This window comes from Neobacillus sp. SRL179 (genome assembly GCF_984799095.1).
Map to the genome: position 1 here is coordinate 567,608 of NZ_OZ481792.1, position 19,406 is coordinate 587,013.

The 19,406-nt window shown below is 43.1% G+C and carries 11 protein-coding genes, 11 tRNA genes, 3 rRNA genes and 1 riboswitch; of the genes, 20 read left to right on the forward strand and 5 right to left on the reverse strand.

Annotated elements, in window-relative coordinates; translation table 11 throughout:
- Positions 1-69: 69 nt before the first annotated feature.
- Both AC4E8C_RS02795 and AC4E8C_RS02800 read right to left on the reverse strand, forming a co-directional pair.
- Positions 70-1,074, reverse strand: coding sequence for a sensor histidine kinase (locus AC4E8C_RS02795; RefSeq protein WP_490210088.1), 1,005 nt, complete (start codon positions 1,072-1,074; stop codon positions 70-72).
- Positions 1,067-1,762: a response regulator transcription factor gene (locus tag AC4E8C_RS02800; protein WP_490210089.1), complete on the reverse strand. Its 696-nt coding sequence runs from the start codon at positions 1,760-1,762 to the stop codon at positions 1,067-1,069. The genes AC4E8C_RS02795 and AC4E8C_RS02800 overlap by 8 nt, the downstream gene beginning before the upstream one ends.
- Before the next feature lie 132 nt (positions 1,763-1,894).
- Positions 1,895-1,994, forward strand: a riboswitch (purine riboswitch).
- Between the two features lie 63 nt (positions 1,995-2,057).
- On the opposite strand from AC4E8C_RS02800, the gene add reads away from it, so the two are divergent.
- The 19 genes from add (at position 2,058) to AC4E8C_RS02895 (ending at position 13,419) form a co-directional block, all read left to right on the forward strand.
- Positions 2,058-3,053: an adenosine deaminase gene (gene add, locus AC4E8C_RS02805; RefSeq protein WP_490210091.1), complete on the forward strand. Its 996-nt coding sequence runs from the start codon at positions 2,058-2,060 to the stop codon at positions 3,051-3,053.
- 181 nt (positions 3,054-3,234) lie between these two features.
- Positions 3,235-4,197, forward strand: coding sequence for an efflux RND transporter periplasmic adaptor subunit (locus tag AC4E8C_RS02810; RefSeq protein ID WP_490210093.1), 963 nt, complete (start codon positions 3,235-3,237; stop codon positions 4,195-4,197).
- A 23-nt stretch (positions 4,198-4,220) separates the two neighbouring features.
- Entirely contained in the window at positions 4,221-4,778 is a 558-nt protein-coding gene (locus AC4E8C_RS02815) for a PepSY-associated TM helix domain-containing protein (protein WP_490210094.1), read from the forward strand.
- Between the two features lie 160 nt (positions 4,779-4,938).
- Positions 4,939-5,613, forward strand: a complete 675-nt coding sequence (locus AC4E8C_RS02820; protein WP_490210096.1) for a response regulator transcription factor — start codon at positions 4,939-4,941, stop codon at positions 5,611-5,613.
- Positions 5,603-7,000 (forward strand): sensor histidine kinase, encoded by a 1,398-nt coding sequence (locus AC4E8C_RS02825; protein WP_490210098.1) that lies wholly within the window; start codon positions 5,603-5,605, stop codon positions 6,998-7,000. The genes AC4E8C_RS02820 and AC4E8C_RS02825 overlap by 11 nt, the downstream gene beginning before the upstream one ends.
- Positions 7,001-7,338: 338 nt before the next feature.
- Positions 7,339-8,888, forward strand: a 16S ribosomal RNA gene (locus AC4E8C_RS02830).
- A 193-nt stretch (positions 8,889-9,081) separates the two neighbouring features.
- Positions 9,082-12,019 (forward strand): 23S ribosomal RNA (locus AC4E8C_RS02835).
- 78 nt (positions 12,020-12,097) lie between these two features.
- Positions 12,098-12,214, forward strand: a 5S ribosomal RNA gene (gene rrf / locus AC4E8C_RS02840).
- The 16S, 23S and 5S rRNA genes sit together here with 11 tRNA genes alongside, the layout of an rRNA operon.
- A gap of 41 nt (positions 12,215-12,255) precedes the next feature.
- Positions 12,256-12,330 (forward strand) — tRNA-Glu (locus AC4E8C_RS02845).
- Between the two features lie 3 nt (positions 12,331-12,333).
- Positions 12,334-12,409, forward strand: a tRNA-Val gene (locus tag AC4E8C_RS02850).
- A gap of 18 nt (positions 12,410-12,427) precedes the next feature.
- Positions 12,428-12,501: transfer RNA gene (locus AC4E8C_RS02855), tRNA-Arg, on the forward strand.
- Between the two features lie 5 nt (positions 12,502-12,506).
- Positions 12,507-12,583: transfer RNA gene (locus tag AC4E8C_RS02860), tRNA-Pro, on the forward strand.
- Between the two features lie 30 nt (positions 12,584-12,613).
- Positions 12,614-12,690 (forward strand) — tRNA-Met (locus tag AC4E8C_RS02865).
- A gap of 25 nt (positions 12,691-12,715) precedes the next feature.
- Positions 12,716-12,808, forward strand: a tRNA-Ser gene (locus tag AC4E8C_RS02870).
- 166 nt (positions 12,809-12,974) lie between these two features.
- A tRNA-Met gene (locus tag AC4E8C_RS02875) sits at positions 12,975-13,048 on the forward strand.
- Between the two features lie 3 nt (positions 13,049-13,051).
- A tRNA-Asp gene (locus AC4E8C_RS02880) sits at positions 13,052-13,128 on the forward strand.
- Positions 13,129-13,174: 46 nt separating this feature from the next.
- Positions 13,175-13,250: transfer RNA gene (locus AC4E8C_RS02885), tRNA-His, on the forward strand.
- Positions 13,251-13,265: 15 nt separating this feature from the next.
- Positions 13,266-13,339, forward strand: a tRNA-Gly gene (locus tag AC4E8C_RS02890).
- 6 nt (positions 13,340-13,345) lie between these two features.
- A tRNA-Ile gene (locus AC4E8C_RS02895) sits at positions 13,346-13,419 on the forward strand.
- Between the two features lie 106 nt (positions 13,420-13,525).
- On the opposite strand, the gene AC4E8C_RS02900 is transcribed toward AC4E8C_RS02895, so the two are convergent.
- The 3 genes from AC4E8C_RS02900 to AC4E8C_RS02910 form a co-directional block, all read right to left on the reverse strand.
- Positions 13,526-14,983, reverse strand: a complete 1,458-nt coding sequence (locus tag AC4E8C_RS02900) for a M20 family peptidase (RefSeq protein ID WP_490210100.1) — start codon at positions 14,981-14,983, stop codon at positions 13,526-13,528.
- Between the two features lie 289 nt (positions 14,984-15,272).
- Positions 15,273-16,238, reverse strand: a complete 966-nt coding sequence (locus AC4E8C_RS02905; protein WP_490210102.1) for a LacI family DNA-binding transcriptional regulator — start codon at positions 16,236-16,238, stop codon at positions 15,273-15,275.
- A 146-nt stretch (positions 16,239-16,384) separates the two neighbouring features.
- Positions 16,385-17,833 carry a DEAD/DEAH box helicase gene (locus AC4E8C_RS02910; RefSeq protein WP_490210103.1) on the reverse strand — a complete coding sequence of 483 codons (1,449 nt, stop codon included), beginning with the start codon at positions 17,831-17,833 and terminating at the stop codon, positions 16,385-16,387.
- 334 nt (positions 17,834-18,167) lie between these two features.
- On the opposite strand from AC4E8C_RS02910, the gene desA reads away from it, so the two are divergent.
- Complete coding sequence (gene desA, locus AC4E8C_RS02915) at positions 18,168-19,199, forward strand: Delta(5) desaturase DesA (RefSeq protein WP_490210105.1); 1,032 nt, start codon at positions 18,168-18,170, stop codon at positions 19,197-19,199.
- Positions 19,200-19,406: the final 207 nt, after the last annotated feature.

Sequence of the window (19,406 nt, forward strand, 5' to 3'; positions counted from 1 at the left end):
TTATAAAAGCCTCTGGAAGTCCTTTCCTTCGATTAGTCTAACAAATAGCAAAAGCATGTGACAATGTTGTCACATGCCTGTAATTCGGCCAAACTCATTATGTTTTGGAAAGGTTAATGTAAACCTTGTGCCAGATCCCAGTTCCGAGCACACGTCGATATGAATGAAGAGTGGCTTAGCAATTTTTTTAGTTAAATATAATCCCATCCCTGTCGCGGCGTTGTCATGGTGTGTGGTTGTGGAGGTAAAGCCTTTTTCAAAAATGCGGGGTAGATCCTTAGGGTCAATTCCCCGCCCAAAATCCTGTACACTCAATTTGGTCCGACCCCCATGATGATAAGAATGAATAATAATATCCGAGGCTTCGCTGTATTTCACCGCATTCGTTAATAGCTGCCTGATCATAAAGGCGAGCCATTTGGCATCTGTTAAAACGGTGGCCACTTCTAAATCAATATCAAAGCCAATTCCTTTTTGCATACACCAAGATTGTAAGGTCTTAATTTCTTTAAAAAGTAGAGATTTTACATCCGTTTCTTCTATATATAAATCATTCTCGATAAAGGGAATTCGCTTTTGGTGAAGCTGTGTATCAAGCAGTAGGTGGATTCTTAGCCATTCGTGCTCTAATTGTGCTTTCGTGACTCCATCCTCTAAGCGATCAATCATTAAATGCATGGCCGTCAAAGGTGTTTTGACTTCGTGAATCCACGCTAATAAATCATCTTTTTCCTGCTCCAGGTCCACCAGATTTTTCGTAAACGTTTGCTTCAGCAGCTCCGTTTGGCTCACCATGCTATTCTCGACTATTTTTTCAAAGGGACGATCTGCTTCGATAAGAGTGGATAAATCTAGATTGTTTTCACGTTCATTTAAACTAGTAAAGAATTTCGTCTCTCGATGATAACGAAATATGAAAAAAATGATAAAGATTAGGGTCGATAAGAATACAATATAAAGGAGCGGCAGGAATGGGATGGCCGAATCAATAAACGAGACAAATAAGATAAGCGCCTGCAAAAAGATGAACAAACCAATCCAACTGCGCCTTTCTATTATATAGGCTTTAATCATACTCATTCGCCTCTTCAATAGCGATGTATCCTTGCCCTACCTTTGTTTCGATATAGCTTCCTAAGCCAAGCTCGTCCAGCTTTTTTCGCAAACGATTCACGTTGACTGTTAAGGTGTTATCGCTGACAAATCGTTCATCTTCCCACAGACTTTTGATTAAATCTTCGCGGCTGACAATCTTGTTTTTTTGCTCAATCAGCTTTTTTAAAATAAACGTTTCGTTTTTGGTAAGGTCAACGGTGCCAGCTGAATGGCTGACGGTATTTTTTTCATAATCCACTGTCGCCCCGCACCACGTTTTAAGGGTGATTTGCTCGGTGTTGTAGTTATAAACACGGCGGAGGATTGCTTGGATTTTGGCAATTAATACATCAAAATGAAACGGCTTTTGAATAAAATCATCCGCTCCAAGCTGCATTGACATCACCATATCTGTAGGATGATCACGTGATGATAAAAAAAGAATCGGAACATTGGAATGAGAACGGATCATCCGGCACCAATGAAAGCCGTCAAATTTGGGCAGTTGGATATCAATTAGGACTAAATCGGGTTTTATTGCCGTGAATTCCTGCATGACCTGGCTAAAATCCTTTATCCCATAAACATCATAAGACCACCCAGTTAACCGATCCTTCACTTCGTTAAACAACGTGACATCATCTTCAATTAATAATAATTTAAACAATTGATTCACCACACTTTTTTGAAAATCCTACACTAATTGTATAATAGTTCCTCTTTAAAAGTATAGAGACTGGTTCAGTTGTCAGACCTCTATTGACAAAAAGAGTAAATTTTACTATCCTATTTATCAATAGCATAGTAATAAAAGCGTATTCGTATAACTCCAAAGATATGGTTTGGAGGTCTCTACCAGGAACCTATAATTCCTGATTACGAAGAAGGTACATTTGATGTGTATTTTCTTCGTAATCAGGAATTTTTTTTTATTAAATTTACTTGAATGGGGGATGACAACAATGAATTTTACGGGACTACCGAAAATTGAACTGCACTGCCATTTAGACGGAAGCCTTAGACCAGAAACAATTATCGATATCGCAAAGAGAGAGGGAATTTCCATACCCTCGATGGATAAGGAAGAATTACTAAAAGAATTGATTGCGCCAGCAGAATGTGAATCCCTGGATGAATATTTGCAACGTTTTGCGCTGCCAAATCTCGTTATGCAATCAAAAGAGAATTTAAAAAGAATCTCCTTTGAACTTTTTGAAGATGCTGCTAAGGAACAAGTAAAGTATATGGAGGTTCGCTTTGCCCCGTTACTCCATGTGGCCAAGGGCTTAACCATCGAAGAAGTGATCCAAAGTGTGATTGATGGAATGAAGGAAGCGGAGGCGGCGTTCGATATAAAAGGGAATATTATCTTGTCATGTATGCGAACGATGTCAGCAGAAAATGCTTTTGTTGTGGTCGAAAAAGGGAGAGAATTCCTTGGTAAAGGAGTGGTCGCAATCGATTTATGTGCCTCTGAAGCAGAAGGTTTTTCTCACAAATACGTTGAACCGATTAGGCTTGCAAGAGAGTATGGCTACAGAGTCACCATTCATGCAGGTGAAACCGGAATCGGGAAAAATGTGCTGGAAGCGGTCGAACTGTTGGGTGCTGAAAGAATTGGGCATGGGGTGTTTATTAAGGATTGTCCAGAGGCATATAAAATCGTGAAAGATAAGCAAATCGTCCTTGAAATGTGTCCAACAAGTAATGTTCAAACAAAAGCAGTAAGCGGTTTGGGTGAGCATCCTATCTATCAATTTCATCAAGATGGGATAAAGGTAACGGTCAACACGGACAATCGAACGGTCTCTGATACCACGATGACCAAGGAATGTGCCATTGTTTCTGAGGAATTTCCGATCATTGAAGCGGATTATAAACAAATTTATCTTAATAGTGTAGAAGCGGCCTTTGCGGATGAAGAGACAAAAGCAAAGTTAAAACACTATATAAATTAACTAACGTCTTATATGTAATATTGGTGCCTGACACCCGATGCTTAACCGCATCGGGTGTCAGGCACTTTTTTTATTCATTTTAAGGATAAGTTAAGGGTTCCACATGATAATAGGCTCAAGGAAGAAAAAACACCATGGTATAGGTCCGGACTATTCTATGGGACAAAAGGAGTTTGAACAAATGAAAAAGTGGATTTGGGTGCTGATTATTGTGGCCGTTGTAGGATTTGTCGGATATCAGTGGTATAACGCCAATTACAGTACTACTGAGGTTTCCTCACAAGTTAGAACAGCGACGGTACAAAAAGGAAAGTTAGAAGTAAAAATTAGTGGTTCAGGAACCATCGAACCAGTCATAAGCGAAGATATTAAAGCAACCGATGACAATAACGAAATCGATGAAGTGTTAGTGGCTGTCGGTGACAAAGTAAGTGAGGGGGACGAATTAGTCACTTTTACCGATGATAGTGACCCGATTAGAGCAGCTTATGATGGAACGATTACAACTATAGAAGTGAAAGCTGGGGAACGTGTAACAAATGGAATGGTTGTGGCTCATTTGACCAATTATGAAGATTTACAAACAGTCGTTCAAGTGGAAGAATTAGACATTCCTCAAGTTAAAAAGGACCAGACAGTAAGCTTAACTGTCAGTGCCTATCCTGATCAAACCTATTCAGGAAAAGTAACGGAAGTTGCCGAAGAAGGATCGTCAGAAAGTGGATCATCAACGTTTGCGGTAACGATTCATATCGACAAGCCGACCAGCCTAAAAGTGGGGATGAGTACAGAAGCAAGTATTCTAACGGCTAGCAAGGATGAGGCACTCTATGTTCCAGTGGATGCCATCTACACAAACAATACTGAAAAATATGTAATTGCCACTGCTGCAAATGGAGAATCTTCCACTGGTACTACAGAGCAAAAAACGGTGAAAACAGGTCTATCAACTGATGAATATGTGGAGATAACCGAAGGCGTAACAGAAGGGGAAACGATCCAATTACCGCAGCTAACTTCGGGGAGCTCCTCCTCATCTCAACAAGGCAGGATGATGCAAGGGATGGGCGGCGGAATGACTGGCGGAGGTATGCCTCCAAACGGTGGTGGACAAGGAGCCCCGAGTGGTAAAACCGGAAATTAAAAAAAGTAGAGGAGAATCTTAATATGAAGAAAACAAGGAAAGCACACTTATGGATTGGGCTAATTTGCTCTATTTTTATCTTAATGGAGTCCATTACAGGGTTAATCATGAATGAACCATGGCTTATTGGGCAATCACAGATGGTACAAAAAGGGAACTTTCAGCCAAGGCAAATGGGCATGGGGCCTGGACAACAGCAAGGAACTACAACCGACCCAAGCCAAACAGCGGGACAGGTTCAAGGGCAGGTGGGCGAACAAAGTCAGTCAAACAATCAAGCGAACCCGAGCAATCAAAACCAAGGCCCAAATGGAACCAACCCAAATGGGCAAGTTCCAAGTCAAGGATTTCAAAGGGGACAAGGAGGCTTCGGTGGTGAGGGAGCCTCACAAGGTTCTTTTATGAGTATTATTAAAGGGCTTCATGAGGGTAGAATAGGCACCACGAATGTTAAGTGGTTAATCGACCTTACCGCCATTGCCATGATTTTCTTAACGGGTTCAGGAATCTATTTATCGTTGAAGGTACTATTTGCGGGTAAAATGAGGAAAAAAGGCAAAATGGAAAGGGAAATCGCATAAAGGTATTTGCTAATTTAGAGAATCATTTTATAAGGAAGCACACCTTCAAACGTTTGGGTGCTTCTTTTTTGTATTTAAGTAAATTTTAAGAATCAGCTGGTAGGATCAAGTAGGTAAATGATTGTACAAAAAGAATTTAATCTAAAGGAGCTCATGATGAATGAATATCCTACTAGCTGAAGATGATTCCCGTCTGGGTGATTTAATCGTATACATGTTAAAGAAGAAAGGCGGCTGCAATGTAGAATGGGTAATGGAAGGCGAAGATGCCTACTACTATGCAAACTCTGCTCACTATGATGTGATCATCATGGACTGGATGATGCCCAATGGAAGTGGGGTCGATGTATGCCGTCGATTAAGAAAACAAGGGTATTCAGGCGCCATCCTGATGTTAACAGCTAAAGATACGGTAATAGACCGAATTGAAGGTCTCGATTCCGGAGCGGATGATTATCTTGTAAAACCGTTCGAAATAGACGAACTATTAGCGCGGCTGCGGGCACTTTCCCGTCGCAACTATGCCCCTATTTTAGAAGAGGAAATTGAGATAGATGATCTCATTTTGAATCGAATGAGTCATGTGGTCCGCGCGGGGAAAGTAGAAATTCAATTAAGCCCGCGGGAATTTCAATTATTAGATTTACTCGTGAAAAATAAAGGGCAGGTATTGCCAAGAGAAGTTATACTTGAACGGGTATGGGGCCTTGAAACCGATGTCGCGTTAAAAACAATCGATGCAACGATTAAATTAATACGTAAGAAATTACAATTATTAAAAAAACAAGAAAGCCTGCAAAGCATCAGGGGGGTAGGTTATAAATTTGAACTCTAAACTTGTTCCATTTTTTCATTTTTTTACGAATCCCTTCGAGAAGGATGTTTTTAAAAATACCCAAAACCGATTGACCCGTAACTTTACTGGACTTCTGATCCTCTTTCTCAGTTTGTTTATTATCATTGTGTATTCTGTTCTTTATTTTGTTATCCTCAATAATCAAGAACGGGAACTGCAAACACTCGTCAATCAAGAGGCTGGTTTTATAGAGAATTATATGATAAAAAATGGCCAAAGTGATTTACAGAGAATCCAGAATCAAGAAGTGGTATTTGCTGGTGTTAACCAATTTTTTTATTATGTGATAGGTCCTAATGGTGAAGTGCTGATGGGGTATGAAACCAATCCTCGTTTACGGATGAATTTGCTGAATCTCGTGAAGGGCAGAGGACAATATAGTAGAAATATAGGTAAAGAAACATTACGAATGGATGAAAATGTAAAGGGCAGAGGGAAAAAGGGGGAATTTCGTCCTCCCGGTGTTTCCCAAGATATTCATCTGATGATAGCCGGCCAGTCAATTTATAATAATGGTCAATTCATTGGTCAACTATATGTCGGCAAAGATGTCACATTTACTTATCAATTATTTCATTGGATTCTGATCATCCTCATTATTTTAGGCATTGTATTTGTCGGTGTCGCTTTGTTTATTAGCATGGGCATGTCGAAAAGGGCCATGGTTCCGATTAGCGCTGCCTTTACAAGACAGCGTGAATTTGTTGGAGATGCTTCACATGAATTGCGGACGCCATTAAGTGTCTTGTTATCGTCTGTGGATGCACTGGAAATGACCATCGATACAGAAAAGGAAGATATGGCAGGAAAATTACTCTCTAATATGAGAGAAGAAGTAAAGCGAATGACCCATTTGGTCAGCGATTTGTTAACATTGGCTCGATCAGATTCGAATACGATTGAACTGAGAAATGAACGATTTGACTTCCGGCCATTAGCAGAAAAAACGATTGATTCACTACATCCTCTTGCAGCAACTAAACAAATATCGCTAGAATTAATTGCGCCTGCCAGCCTAATCGTTATGGGCGATTCTCAAAGGCTGGCTCAGTTAGTATATATCCTTTTAGATAATGCGATTAAATATACTCCAAACGGCGGAGAGGTTAAGTTATCCCTTTCTAAAGAAGCACACTTGATCAAAATAATGGTTCAAGACACGGGGATTGGAATTAAAAAAGAGGATTTTCAACAGATTTTTGAGCGCTTTTATCGGGCTGATAAATCTCGATCGCGGCAAATGGGAGGGCATGGCTTAGGATTGTCTATTGCTAAATGGATTGTTGAAACCCATAAAGGAACGATACAAGTATCAAGTGTATTGGGAAAAGGAAGTACTTTTACGGTTAAGGTGCCAATACTTTAAGGGAATGATTTAAAGTGTTGACAAGTTGAAAATATAATAGTAATATAATAATCCTGGTGAGGGAGATGATGAAAAATGCATCTCCAAAACTAGGAATATCATATGAAGTGATTTACAGAAATCATTTTATATGATAGACTAATATTCTCGTCTCAAACGAAATAAAATATTTTAAAATAATGTTTGACTTTCTAGTGTTGAGATGGTATATTAATAAAGTCGCTTTTGAGCGATTGAAAAATTGTTCTTTGAAAACTAAACAAACAAAAACGTCAACAAACAATAATATTAGTTTCGTATGAAACTAAGCCAACGTAACAAAATGAGCTAAATCAACTTTCTCGGAGAGTTTGATCCTGGCTCAGGACGAACGCTGGCGGCGTGCCTAATACATGCAAGTCGAGCGGACTTTCAAAAGCTTGCTTTTGAGAGTTAGCGGCGGACGGGTGAGTAACACGTGGGCAACCTGCCTGTAAGACTGGGATAACATCGGGAAACCGATGCTAATACCGGATAATCCTTTTCCTCTCATGAGGAAAAGCTGAAAGTCGGTTTACGCTGACACTTACAGATGGGCCCGCGGCGCATTAGCTAGTTGGTGAGGTAACGGCTCACCAAGGCGACGATGCGTAGCCGACCTGAGAGGGTGATCGGCCACACTGGGACTGAGACACGGCCCAGACTCCTACGGGAGGCAGCAGTAGGGAATCTTCCACAATGGACGAAAGTCTGATGGAGCAACGCCGCGTGAGCGATGAAGGCCTTCGGGTCGTAAAGCTCTGTTGTTAGGGAAGAACAAGTACCGGAGTAACTGCCGGTACCTTGACGGTACCTAACCAGAAAGCCACGGCTAACTACGTGCCAGCAGCCGCGGTAATACGTAGGTGGCAAGCGTTGTCCGGAATTATTGGGCGTAAAGCGCGCGCAGGCGGTCCTTTAAGTCTGATGTGAAAGCCCACGGCTCAACCGTGGAGGGTCATTGGAAACTGGGGGACTTGAGTGCAGAAGAGGAAAGCGGAATTCCACGTGTAGCGGTGAAATGCGTAGAGATGTGGAGGAACACCAGTGGCGAAGGCGGCTTTCTGGTCTGTAACTGACGCTGAGGCGCGAAAGCGTGGGGAGCAAACAGGATTAGATACCCTGGTAGTCCACGCCGTAAACGATGAGTGCTAAGTGTTAGGGGGTTTCCGCCCCTTAGTGCTGCAGCTAACGCATTAAGCACTCCGCCTGGGGAGTACGGCCGCAAGGCTGAAACTCAAAGGAATTGACGGGGGCCCGCACAAGCGGTGGAGCATGTGGTTTAATTCGAAGCAACGCGAAGAACCTTACCAGGTCTTGACATCCTCTGACACTCCTAGAGATAGGACGTTCCCCTTCGGGGGACAGAGTGACAGGTGGTGCATGGTTGTCGTCAGCTCGTGTCGTGAGATGTTGGGTTAAGTCCCGCAACGAGCGCAACCCTTGTTCTTAGTTGCCAGCATTCAGTTGGGCACTCTAAGGAGACTGCCGGTGACAAACCGGAGGAAGGTGGGGATGACGTCAAATCATCATGCCCCTTATGACCTGGGCTACACACGTGCTACAATGGATGGTACAAAGGGCAGCAAAGCCGCGAGGCCTAGCCAATCCCATAAAACCATTCTCAGTTCGGATTGTAGGCTGCAACTCGCCTACATGAAGCCGGAATCGCTAGTAATCGCGGATCAGCATGCCGCGGTGAATACGTTCCCGGGCCTTGTACACACCGCCCGTCACACCACGAGAGTTTGTAACACCCGAAGTCGGTGGGGTAACCGTAAGGAGCCAGCCGCCTAAGGTGGGACAGATGATTGGGGTGAAGTCGTAACAAGGTAGCCGTATCGGAAGGTGCGGCTGGATCACCTCCTTTCTAAGGAATATGCAGTCCTTGTGGACTGATAAAAGTTGACCGCTTTTTGTTTGTTTAGTTTTGAGGGAGCAATTCTCTCAATGCACAACATTCGTTCTTTGAAAACTAGATAATCGTAAGAAGAAGCAAGAAAACATCGAGTAATCGCCATTTTAGTTTTCTCTCTTAAGTAATTAAGAGAAATAACCTTTTAGGTTAAGTTAGAAAGGGCGCACGGTGAATGCCTTGGCACTAGGAGCCGATGAAGGACGGGACTAACACCGATATGCTTCGGGGAGCTGTAAGTAAGCTTTGATCCGGAGATTTCCGAATGGGGGAACCCACTGCTCGTAATGGAGCAGTATCTTTACCTGAATACATAGGGTATTGATGGCATACCCGGGGAACTGAAACATCTAAGTACCCGGAGGAAGAGAAAGCAAACGCGATTCCCTGAGTAGCGGCGAGCGAAACGGGACATAGCCCAAACCAAGAGGCTTGCCTCTTGGGGTTGTAGGACACTCAACATGGAGTTACAAAGGAACGGGGTAAATGAAGCGATCTGGAAAGGTCCGTCATAGAAGGTAAAAACCCTGTAGTTGAAACTTCGTTCCCTCCTGAGTGGATCCTGAGTACGGCCGGACACGAGAAATCCGGTCGGAAGCAGGGAGGACCATCTCCCAAGGCTAAATACTCCCTAGTGACCGATAGTGAACCAGTACCGTGAGGGAAAGGTGAAAAGCACCCCGGAAGGGGAGTGAAATAGTTCCTGAAACCGTGTGCCTACAAGTAGTTAGAGCCCGTTAATGGGTGATAGCGTGCCTTTTGTAGAATGAACCGGCGAGTTACGATCCCATGCAAGGTTAAGTTGAAAAGACGGAGCCGCAGCGAAAGCGAGTCTGAATAGGGCGAATTGAGTATGTGGTCGTAGACCCGAAACCAGGTGATCTACCCATGTCCAGGGTGAAGTCCAGGTAACACTGGATGGAGGCCCGAACCCACGCACGTTGAAAAGTGCGGGGATGAGGTGTGGGTAGCGGAGAAATTCCAATCGAACTTGGAGATAGCTGGTTCTCTCCGAAATAGCTTTAGGGCTAGCCTCACGTAGTAAGAGTCTTGGAGGTAGAGCACTGTTTGGACTAGGGGCCCTCATCGGGTTACCGAATTCAGACAAACTCCGAATGCCAAAGACTTATCCGTGGGAGTCAGACTGCGAGTGATAAGATCCGTAGTCAAAAGGGAAACAGCCCAGACCACCAGCTAAGGTCCCAAAGTATACGTTAAGTGGAAAAGGATGTGGAGTTGCTTAGACAACCAGGATGTTGGCTTAGAAGCAGCCACCATTTAAAGAGTGCGTAATAGCTCACTGGTCGAGTGACTCTGCGCCGAAAATGTACCGGGGCTAAACGTATCACCGAAGCTGTGGATTGACACCATCAGGTGTCAGTGGTAGGAGAGCGTTCTAAGGGCGTTGAAGCTAGACCGTAAGGACTGGTGGAGCGCTTAGAAGTGAGAATGCCGGTATGAGTAGCGAAAGATGAGTGAGAATCTCATCCACCGAATGCCTAAGGTTTCCTGAGGAAGGCTCGTCCGCTCAGGGTTAGTCGGGACCTAAGCCGAGGCCGAAAGGCGTAGGCGATGGACAACAGGTTGATATTCCTGTACCACCTCTTTATCGTTTGAGTGATGGGGGGACGCAGGAGGATAGGGTAAGCGCGCTGTTGGATATGCGCGTCTAAGCAGTTAGGCTGGTGAATAGGAAAATCCGTTCACCGTGAAGGCTGAGCTGTGACAGCGAGGGAAATTTAGTACCGAAGTTCCTGATTCCACACTGCCAAGAAAAGCCTCTAGCGAGATAAAAGGTGCCCGTACCGCAAACCGACACAGGTAGGCGAGGAGAGAATCCTAAGGTGAGCGAGAGAACTCTCGTTAAGGAACTCGGCAAAATGACCCCGTAACTTCGGGAGAAGGGGTGCTCTTTGAGGTTCATAGCCTCGAAGAGCCGCAGTGAATAGGCCCAGGCGACTGTTTAGCAAAAACACAGGTCTCTGCGAAGCCGCAAGGCGAAGTATAGGGGCTGACGCCTGCCCGGTGCTGGAAGGTTAAGAGGAGGGGTTAGCGCAAGCGAAGCTCTGAATCGAAGCCCCAGTAAACGGCGGCCGTAACTATAACGGTCCTAAGGTAGCGAAATTCCTTGTCGGGTAAGTTCCGACCCGCACGAAAGGCGTAACGATCTGGGCACTGTCTCAACGAGAGACTCGGTGAAATTATAGTACCTGTGAAGATGCAGGTTACCCGCGACAGGACGGAAAGACCCCGTGGAGCTTTACTGTAGCCTGATATTGAATTTTGGTACAGCTTGTACAGGATAGGTAGGAGCCTGAGAAGCCGGAGCGCTAGCTTCGGTGGAGGCGTCGGTGGGATACTACCCTGGCTGTATTGAAATTCTAACCCGCACCCCTTATCGGGGTGGGAGACAGTGTCAGGTGGGCAGTTTGACTGGGGCGGTCGCCTCCTAAAGAGTAACGGAGGCGCCCAAAGGTTCCCTCAGAATGGTTGGAAATCATTCGTAGAGTGTAAAGGCACAAGGGAGCTTGACTGCGAGACCTACAAGTCGAGCAGGGACGAAAGTCGGGCTTAGTGATCCGGTGGTTCCGCATGGAAGGGCCATCGCTCAACGGATAAAAGCTACCCCGGGGATAACAGGCTTATCTCCCCCAAGAGTCCACATCGACGGGGAGGTTTGGCACCTCGATGTCGGCTCATCGCATCCTGGGGCTGTAGTCGGTCCCAAGGGTTGGGCTGTTCGCCCATTAAAGCGGTACGCGAGCTGGGTTCAGAACGTCGTGAGACAGTTCGGTCCCTATCCGTCGTGGGCGCAGGAAATTTGAGAGGAGCTGTCCTTAGTACGAGAGGACCGGGATGGACGCACCGCTGGTGTACCAGTTGTCTTGCCAAAGGCATCGCTGGGTAGCTATGTGCGGACGGGATAAGTGCTGAAAGCATCTAAGCATGAAGCCCCCCTCAAGATGAGATTTCCCATAGCGTCAAGCTAGTAAGAACCCTGAAAGATGATCAGGTTGATAGGTCAGAGGTGGAAGCGTGGCGACATGTGGAGCTGACTGATACTAATCGTTCGAGGACTTAACCATTTATATTAGGTGAACTCGATTTTTTAAAACTTCTTCTGCATTATCTAGTTTTGAGGGAATGAACCTCTAATTAAATAGTCTGGTAATTAAGGCGAGAAGGTCACACCCGTTCCCATACCGAACACGGAAGTTAAGCTTCTCAGCGCCGATGGTAGTTGGGACACGCGTCCCTGTGAGAGTAGGACGTTGCCAGGCTAAGCCCCTATGGGGCTATTATTTTGCCGAAATTAAATGACGGCCCCTTGGTCAAGCGGTTAAGACACCTCCCTTTCACGGAGGTAACACGGGTTCGAGTCCCGTAGGGGTCACCATATGGAGGATTAGCTCAGCTGGGAGAGCATCTGCCTTACAAGCAGAGGGTCGGCGGTTCGATCCCGTCATCCTCCACCATATTAATTAAGTTATTTTGCGCCCTTAGCTCAGCTGGATAGAGTGTTTGACTACGAATCAAAAGGTCGGGAGTTCGAATCTCTCAGGGCGCATTTTACGGGAAGTAGCTCAGCTTGGTAGAGCACTTGGTTTGGGACCAAGGGGTCGCAGGTTCGAATCCTGTCTTCCCGACCATTTTTAAGAAAATACAATAATATTCATTTTGGCGGTGTAGCTCAGCTGGCTAGAGCGTACGGTTCATACCCGTAAGGTCGGGGGTTCGATCCCCTCCGCCGCTACCAAAAATATATTATTGTTTGTAATATTGGAGGAATACCCAAGTCTGGCTGAAGGGATCGGTCTTGAAAACCGACAGGCGGGTAACACCGCGCGGGGGTTCGAATCCCTCTTCCTCCTCCATAATTTTTATACTTTTTATTTTATTATCGCGGGGTGGAGCAACGAGCGTTGCTTCAATGAAAAAACTGCGAGTTGTATCAATCGAACCGCTGCTTGAATATGCTTACTGAGATTGATACAGTCCATGCAAATATGGAGCATAGTGACTTAGTATTATTTTTATTATCGCGGGGTGGAGCAGTTCGGTAGCTCGTCGGGCTCATAACCCGAAGGTCGCAGGTTCAAATCCTGCCCCCGCAATATGGTCCGGTAGTTCAGTTGGTTAGAATGCCTGCCTGTCACGCAGGAGGTCGCGGGTTCGAGTCCCGTCCGGACCGCCACTTTTTTCTAGTAGGATGACTACTATTAATATATATATAGATTTTGGCGGTTGTGGCGAAGTGGTTAACGCACCTGATTGTGGTTCAGGCATTCGTGGGTTCGATTCCCATCAGCCGCCCCATTTTAGAATTATTATGCGGGTGTAGTTTACTGGTAAAACCTCAGCCTTCCAAGCTGATGTAGTGGGTTCGATTCCCATCACCCGCTCCAAAATATGGGCCTATAGCTCAGCTGGTTAGAGCGCACGCCTGATAAGCGTGAGGTCGATGGTTCGAGTCCATTTAGGCCCATCTATATACAAAGAAAGGTGTCAGTTCCTATGCGTTTACGCTTTGGGGACTGGCACCTTTCTTTTTTTAAAGATTAAATTTTTTTAGCATATAAGTTACTAAATTATTAATCTGACTCCTTGATCACTTCTACATAAAATTTAATAGCATTGATATAATTTTTAATACTAATATGTTCATTCGTTCCATGCATTCTGTTTAAATCCTCGGAGGTAATCTGTACGGGCAGGAAACGGTACGTATTTTTCGCGATTCTGTCATAATGTTTGGCATCAGAGCCAGCAAACATTAAATAGGGAGCGATAACTGCGTTGCCATACACATTTCTTGCAGCCTGTTGAATCGACGTAAACTGCCAGCCGTTAATGGAGGAAACCTTGGAAGCCTCGCTGCCCGTTATGTTCACTTTAATATCTTTATCATCAATCGTTTCCTTAATAAAATGTTTTACATCTGTCAAAGAATCACCTGGCATAAGACGAAGATTAATATAGGCAGTGGCCTTTTCAGGCAAGGCATTGTATTGCTCCCCCGCTTGAAAAATAGTTGGGGCGATGGTCGTCCGGATTAAAGCCGCCGATGCGGGCTTCTCAAGTAGAATTTTTTCAATAACTGGTTCAAAAATTACTTTATTAGCAAAGATATACTTCATTCCAAAACTCATTTCTGGTGCCACGAATTCAAATAGGTCTTCCCCAGGTCCCTTGAGGTCACCTTTAAACTGTGTATCTTCTAACTTAGATATTGCGCTTGCCATTCGGCCAATATTCGTGTGGTTCTTCGGCTGTGAGGAGTGACCGCCGCTGCCTTCAATGGTTAATTCGGCAGTCGCTGATCCTTTTTCAGAAATACCAACCACACCAACCGGTTGATTTACACCAGGTACCATGTGTTCAACAATCGCACCACCTTCATCTAAAACATAGTCAAAGGTAATCCCTCTTTCTTTTAGTGTGTTAACAATTTTGTTGGCACCTTCTTCTCCGCCAATTTCTTCGTCAAAACCAAACATGAAATACATATCGCGCGTGGGTTTGTAGCCTTTTTCTACTAAATAGTCAATAGCTTGTAAAATGCCGATGACACCAATTTTGTCATCCAAGCTGCCCCGGCCCCATATCTTTCCGTCTACCACGGTCCCACTGAAAGGATCTTGTTCCCAATTGGCCTCTGTTCCGGATAAAACAGGGACCACATCATAATGACTGGTTAAACCAACTGGCTTCTTATTAGTATCAGAGCCTTTCCATTTATAGACGAGGGCGTAAGAATTTATTTTTTCAAATTCAAGCTGTTCATGGACAGCAGGAAAACTTTCTTGTAAAAATGAAATAAACCCTTCAAATTCTTTTAAGTCAAATTTACTGCGGTCTTGATACGAAACTGTTTTGAAGGTGATGGCTGTGGATAAGTGCTGAATAGCTTGATCCTCATTGATTACTACGTTAGTTGGTTTTGCAGTTGGCTGTTTTGAGTTTACCTTTACCGAATTGAAAACGGTTACAATTATAAAAATAAGAATTAGTCCAGAAATAAACAAAAAGGTAATCTTTCGCTTTTTCAATAGAATTCCCCCGATTTTCGATATACTTGTATTTTACATTAGTTTTTAGAAAAGTGGGAATAGTAAAATGACTTCTCGATTCACTAAAATACAACACCGTCGTTACGCTCGGACAATTACCAATCACGCCGACACTGGTGTTGTATCTTCTGCCAATACAGCATATTCTATGAAACCCGTTTCAGGTCAAGGGAGATGAAGAAATTTATTGAGGGGCTTTTTTTAGTAGTATAGAGGCTTCTCATACAATATAAAAAAGGTCGGAATTCTATTGATCCGACCATTATTTCTAAACTGTCCTTCGTTCAATTAAGGATGCCAAAACTTCTTGATGGGTGATATCATGGGGGTCGTTCATGGCTTGAAGAAATAACTTTCTCCCCATGTCTACCAGTGGGATTTCAATCGTAGTGATATGCATCATTTGGGCAATTGGTTGATTATTAAAACCAATAATCGCTAAATGATCGGGAATAGAAATGGCTTCGTCTTGCGCACAGGTCACAATTCCAGCAGCCACCTCATCACTTGTGACCAGCAGGGCAGAGGGGGGAGCTGCCATCTGTTTAATTCGTTCTATGACCTGTTTCCCATCCTCAACATGGAGGCAGGCCTCGAAAATATAAGTGGGATTGTAAGGTAAGTCATATTTCTCAATAAATTCCCGATAAGCCCTACTTCTTTTTCTGCTATTTGTCCCAGTATTCCGCCCAATACAATAACCAATCTTTCGATGACCGTGATTGTATAAGTAATCTAATGCAAGAGTGAAACATGTATAATGGTCAACAAAAGTGGAGGACACTTTTTTTCCTCTCGTGTCTTCGCATAAAATAATGGGACCATATGGTAAGTATCCTTCAATAATGTGCCAGCTGGATTTTCTCGAACAAATGATTAACGCATCAATCTGTTTTTGTTTCAACATATTTAGTGCTTCGAGTTCTCTAGTCTCTTGGTAGTTGGTTTGAAACAATACAAGCTTATAGTTATTTTCCAGTGCTTCCATCGCAATGCCTTTTATTAATAAAGAAAAATAGGGATGGTCAATAAATGGAATAACGACTCCAACTAGGAAGGTCTTCCCCATACTTAAATGCACTGCATTAATATTTGGCTGATAATTGCTTTTTTGAATAGCATTTAGAACAGCGGTTCTTTTTTCTTTACTTACATAGGGATGGTTATTAAGCACCCGTGATACCGTCGTTACTGAAACACCAGCCATCTTAGCTAAATCCTTGATATTTGTCATAAATCATCACCTAATTAATGATTCTTGGTTAACGTCATTATAATACACTTTAATCCACACATGAACCATTTCAATGAACTCCTATATCCGTGCTATAGAAAAAGCAAAAAGGGTCTGATTACATATCAGACACCTTTTATTAAGCATTATTTAATAGCCTTGCTGACTTTAAGCTTTTTCCCTTTAATGGTGGTATGCTCCATGGCTTGGAGGACTAGTGAGCCTTTTCCATTAAGAATATCAACATAGGTCATTTGATCCTGAATCGTAATAATGCCGATATCCTCGGCCGTTACGCCTGGGATTTTTGCAATCGTCCCAACAAAATCAACCGCCCGAAGCTTTTTCTTTTTTCCACCGCTGAAATAGAGTTTCATGATATCTTGGTTAATGCGGGCGGTTTTATTATTTCTGACCACGCGGCGTCCGCTAATTTTTTCATCAAAAGCAGCCCGATTATTCGCTACTTCATGAGGTTTTGGGGCATCCATAGGCGGAATCTCAAAACCTATATATCGTTCAATCGCTCTAATATATTTTTCTTCATGAGATGTGGCAAGCGTAATCGCTTTGCCTGTATGTCCAGCACGACCGGTTCTGCCGGTTCGATGGACATAACTTTCTTTCTCCATCGGTACATCATAGTTGATGACAAGGGTGACATTATCAATATCAATCCCTCGAGCTGCCACATCGGTAGCGACAAGGTACCTAAAATTCCCCATTTTGAACCCATCCATTACCGCGAAGCGATCCTGTTGCTCTAATCCGCCATGAAGTCGTTCACATGAATAATGAGAGGCCTCGAGGTCAGCATAAATAGTATCCACATGTTCTTTTGTATTGCAAAAGATGAGACAGCTGTCGGGGTTTTCCACAACGGTAACATCCTTTAGAATCGAAAGTTTATCTTCTTCTGGTTGTACTTCCAATAATCGGTGTTCAATCGTATCGGTGGTAATTCCCGTTGCTTCTATTTCAATATGAACAGGGTCTGTCATGTACTGGTGGCATAGAGATTCTACATCCTTCGGCATGGTAGCTGAAAAAACCATCGTCACTCGGTCTGACGGAAGTTCCTTGATAATGGATTCAACATCATCAATAAAACCCATGTTTAACATTTCATCTGCTTCATCAATAATAAGATACTTAATTTGGTCTAAAACCAAGGTTTCCCGATCGATGTGGTCGATGACACGCCCGGGTGTACCAACAACGACATGTGTTTTTTGCTTCAATTCTTCCTTTTGCTTGGAAAATGGCTCTTTTCCATAAACGGCCATTGCTTTTATACGTTTGAACCTGCCGATATTCGTGATATCCTCACGAACTTGAACCGCCAGCTCCCTAGTAGGAGTGAGAATGAGGACCTGCGGCTTTTTTTCTTCCCATTCCACCAATTCACAAATAGGGATGCCATAGGCCGCTGTCTTGCCACTTCCAGTTTGAGATTTAACAACAAGATCCTGCTTTTCCAATGCTAATGGAATCACTTCAGTTTGCACCTCGGTAGGCGTGTCATATTTTAACACTCCCAGTGCCCTTGTGATTTCCTCACTTAAATGGTAATCTGTAAAACTTTTTTCACTCATGTATTAACCTCGTTTAGTTGTATTTTCGACATATCTATAGGATTACTCGCAAAGAAATATCATATGCAAAACCAATAGAGCATTTACTCCACCATCCATTATACAGGTAAGATAGAAGAATTTGATTCCATTCCAAAATTAAATACGCATATAGAGATTTATGGCAAAGTCTAATTTACACTATTTACCAGTTGGTGCCTGACACCTTTTTCAATATTTTCACCTTATATATGACACTTATCATGGTCTGAATATGACACCTGCTACTAACATGTTATGTTTTGTTCCTATATACTTTGGGTAATAACGATATTGGAAAGGAAATGACATAGTTATGACCTTACAAAATACAAAAAATTTAAAGAAATCAGTTGCTCCTTTTGAAAAATCAACTACTAAAGCAAGTGTTTGGCAGATTATCAATACTGTTGTGCCTTTTATATCCTTATGGTACCTGGCCTATCTAAGCCTATCCGTATCATACTGGTTAGCATTGGTGCCCATTGTATTAGCCTCTGGATTTTTAACGAGAATCTTCATTATCTTTCATGATTGTACCCATCATTCCTTCTTTAAGAATCGGCGGGCCAATCGCATTACTGGAACGATTATGGGTGTTTTAACGTTATTCCCATTTGATCAATGGGGACACGACCATGCAGTCCATCACGCCACAAGCGGTAACTTAGATAAGCGTGGTACAGGTGACATCTGGACGCTTACTGTGGATGAATATTTGGCTGCTCCGCTTAAGTTGCGTTTAGCCTATCGTTTTTATCGTAATCCACTCGTGATGTTTGGATTAGGACCGATTTATGTATTCCTTTTAAAAAATCGATTTAATCGTAAAGGCGCAAGACAAAAGGAACGTAACAACACTTATCTGACTAACATTCTTATTGTCGCTTTAATTGGTTTGCTTTGTTGGGCAATTGGCTGGCAGTCCTTCTTATTAGTGGAAGGCTCGATTTTCATGATTTCAGGAGCTGTAGGAATTTGGCTGTTTTATGTACAGCATACCTTTGAGGATTCTTATTTTGAAGAAGACAAAGAGTGGGAATACGTTAAAGCAGCAGTGGAAGGAAGTTCTTTCTATAAACTGCCTAAGGTTTTGCAATGGCTGACAGGTAACATTGGCTTCCATCACGTTCACCATTTAAGTCCAAGGGTGCCAAATTACAAACTTGAAGAGGCACATAAAAATACATTGCCATTACAAAATGTGCCAACTATTACGCTTGCTACAAGCTTACGTTCATTACGTTTCCGCTTGTGGGATGAGAAAGAAAAGAATTTTGTTACCTTTAAAGAAGTAAAAAAGGTTGTCAAAAAAAGAATCAATATTCAAGCAAAACCAGAAGTGTAAAATTTCTTAATATCAGGGAAAGGCATGGACGATCTTGTCCATGTCTTTTTTGTAGTTTAATGAATTTTACAATGATGGGGAGGAGGGATTCTGCGAATTCAAGGAGAGATTCTAAACTTTTGGAAGGAATTAATGCCAAATCAAAGAGAGATTCTACAATTTTAAGAAGAATTCTACAAAAAAAGGAGGAATTCTACAAAATCAAAG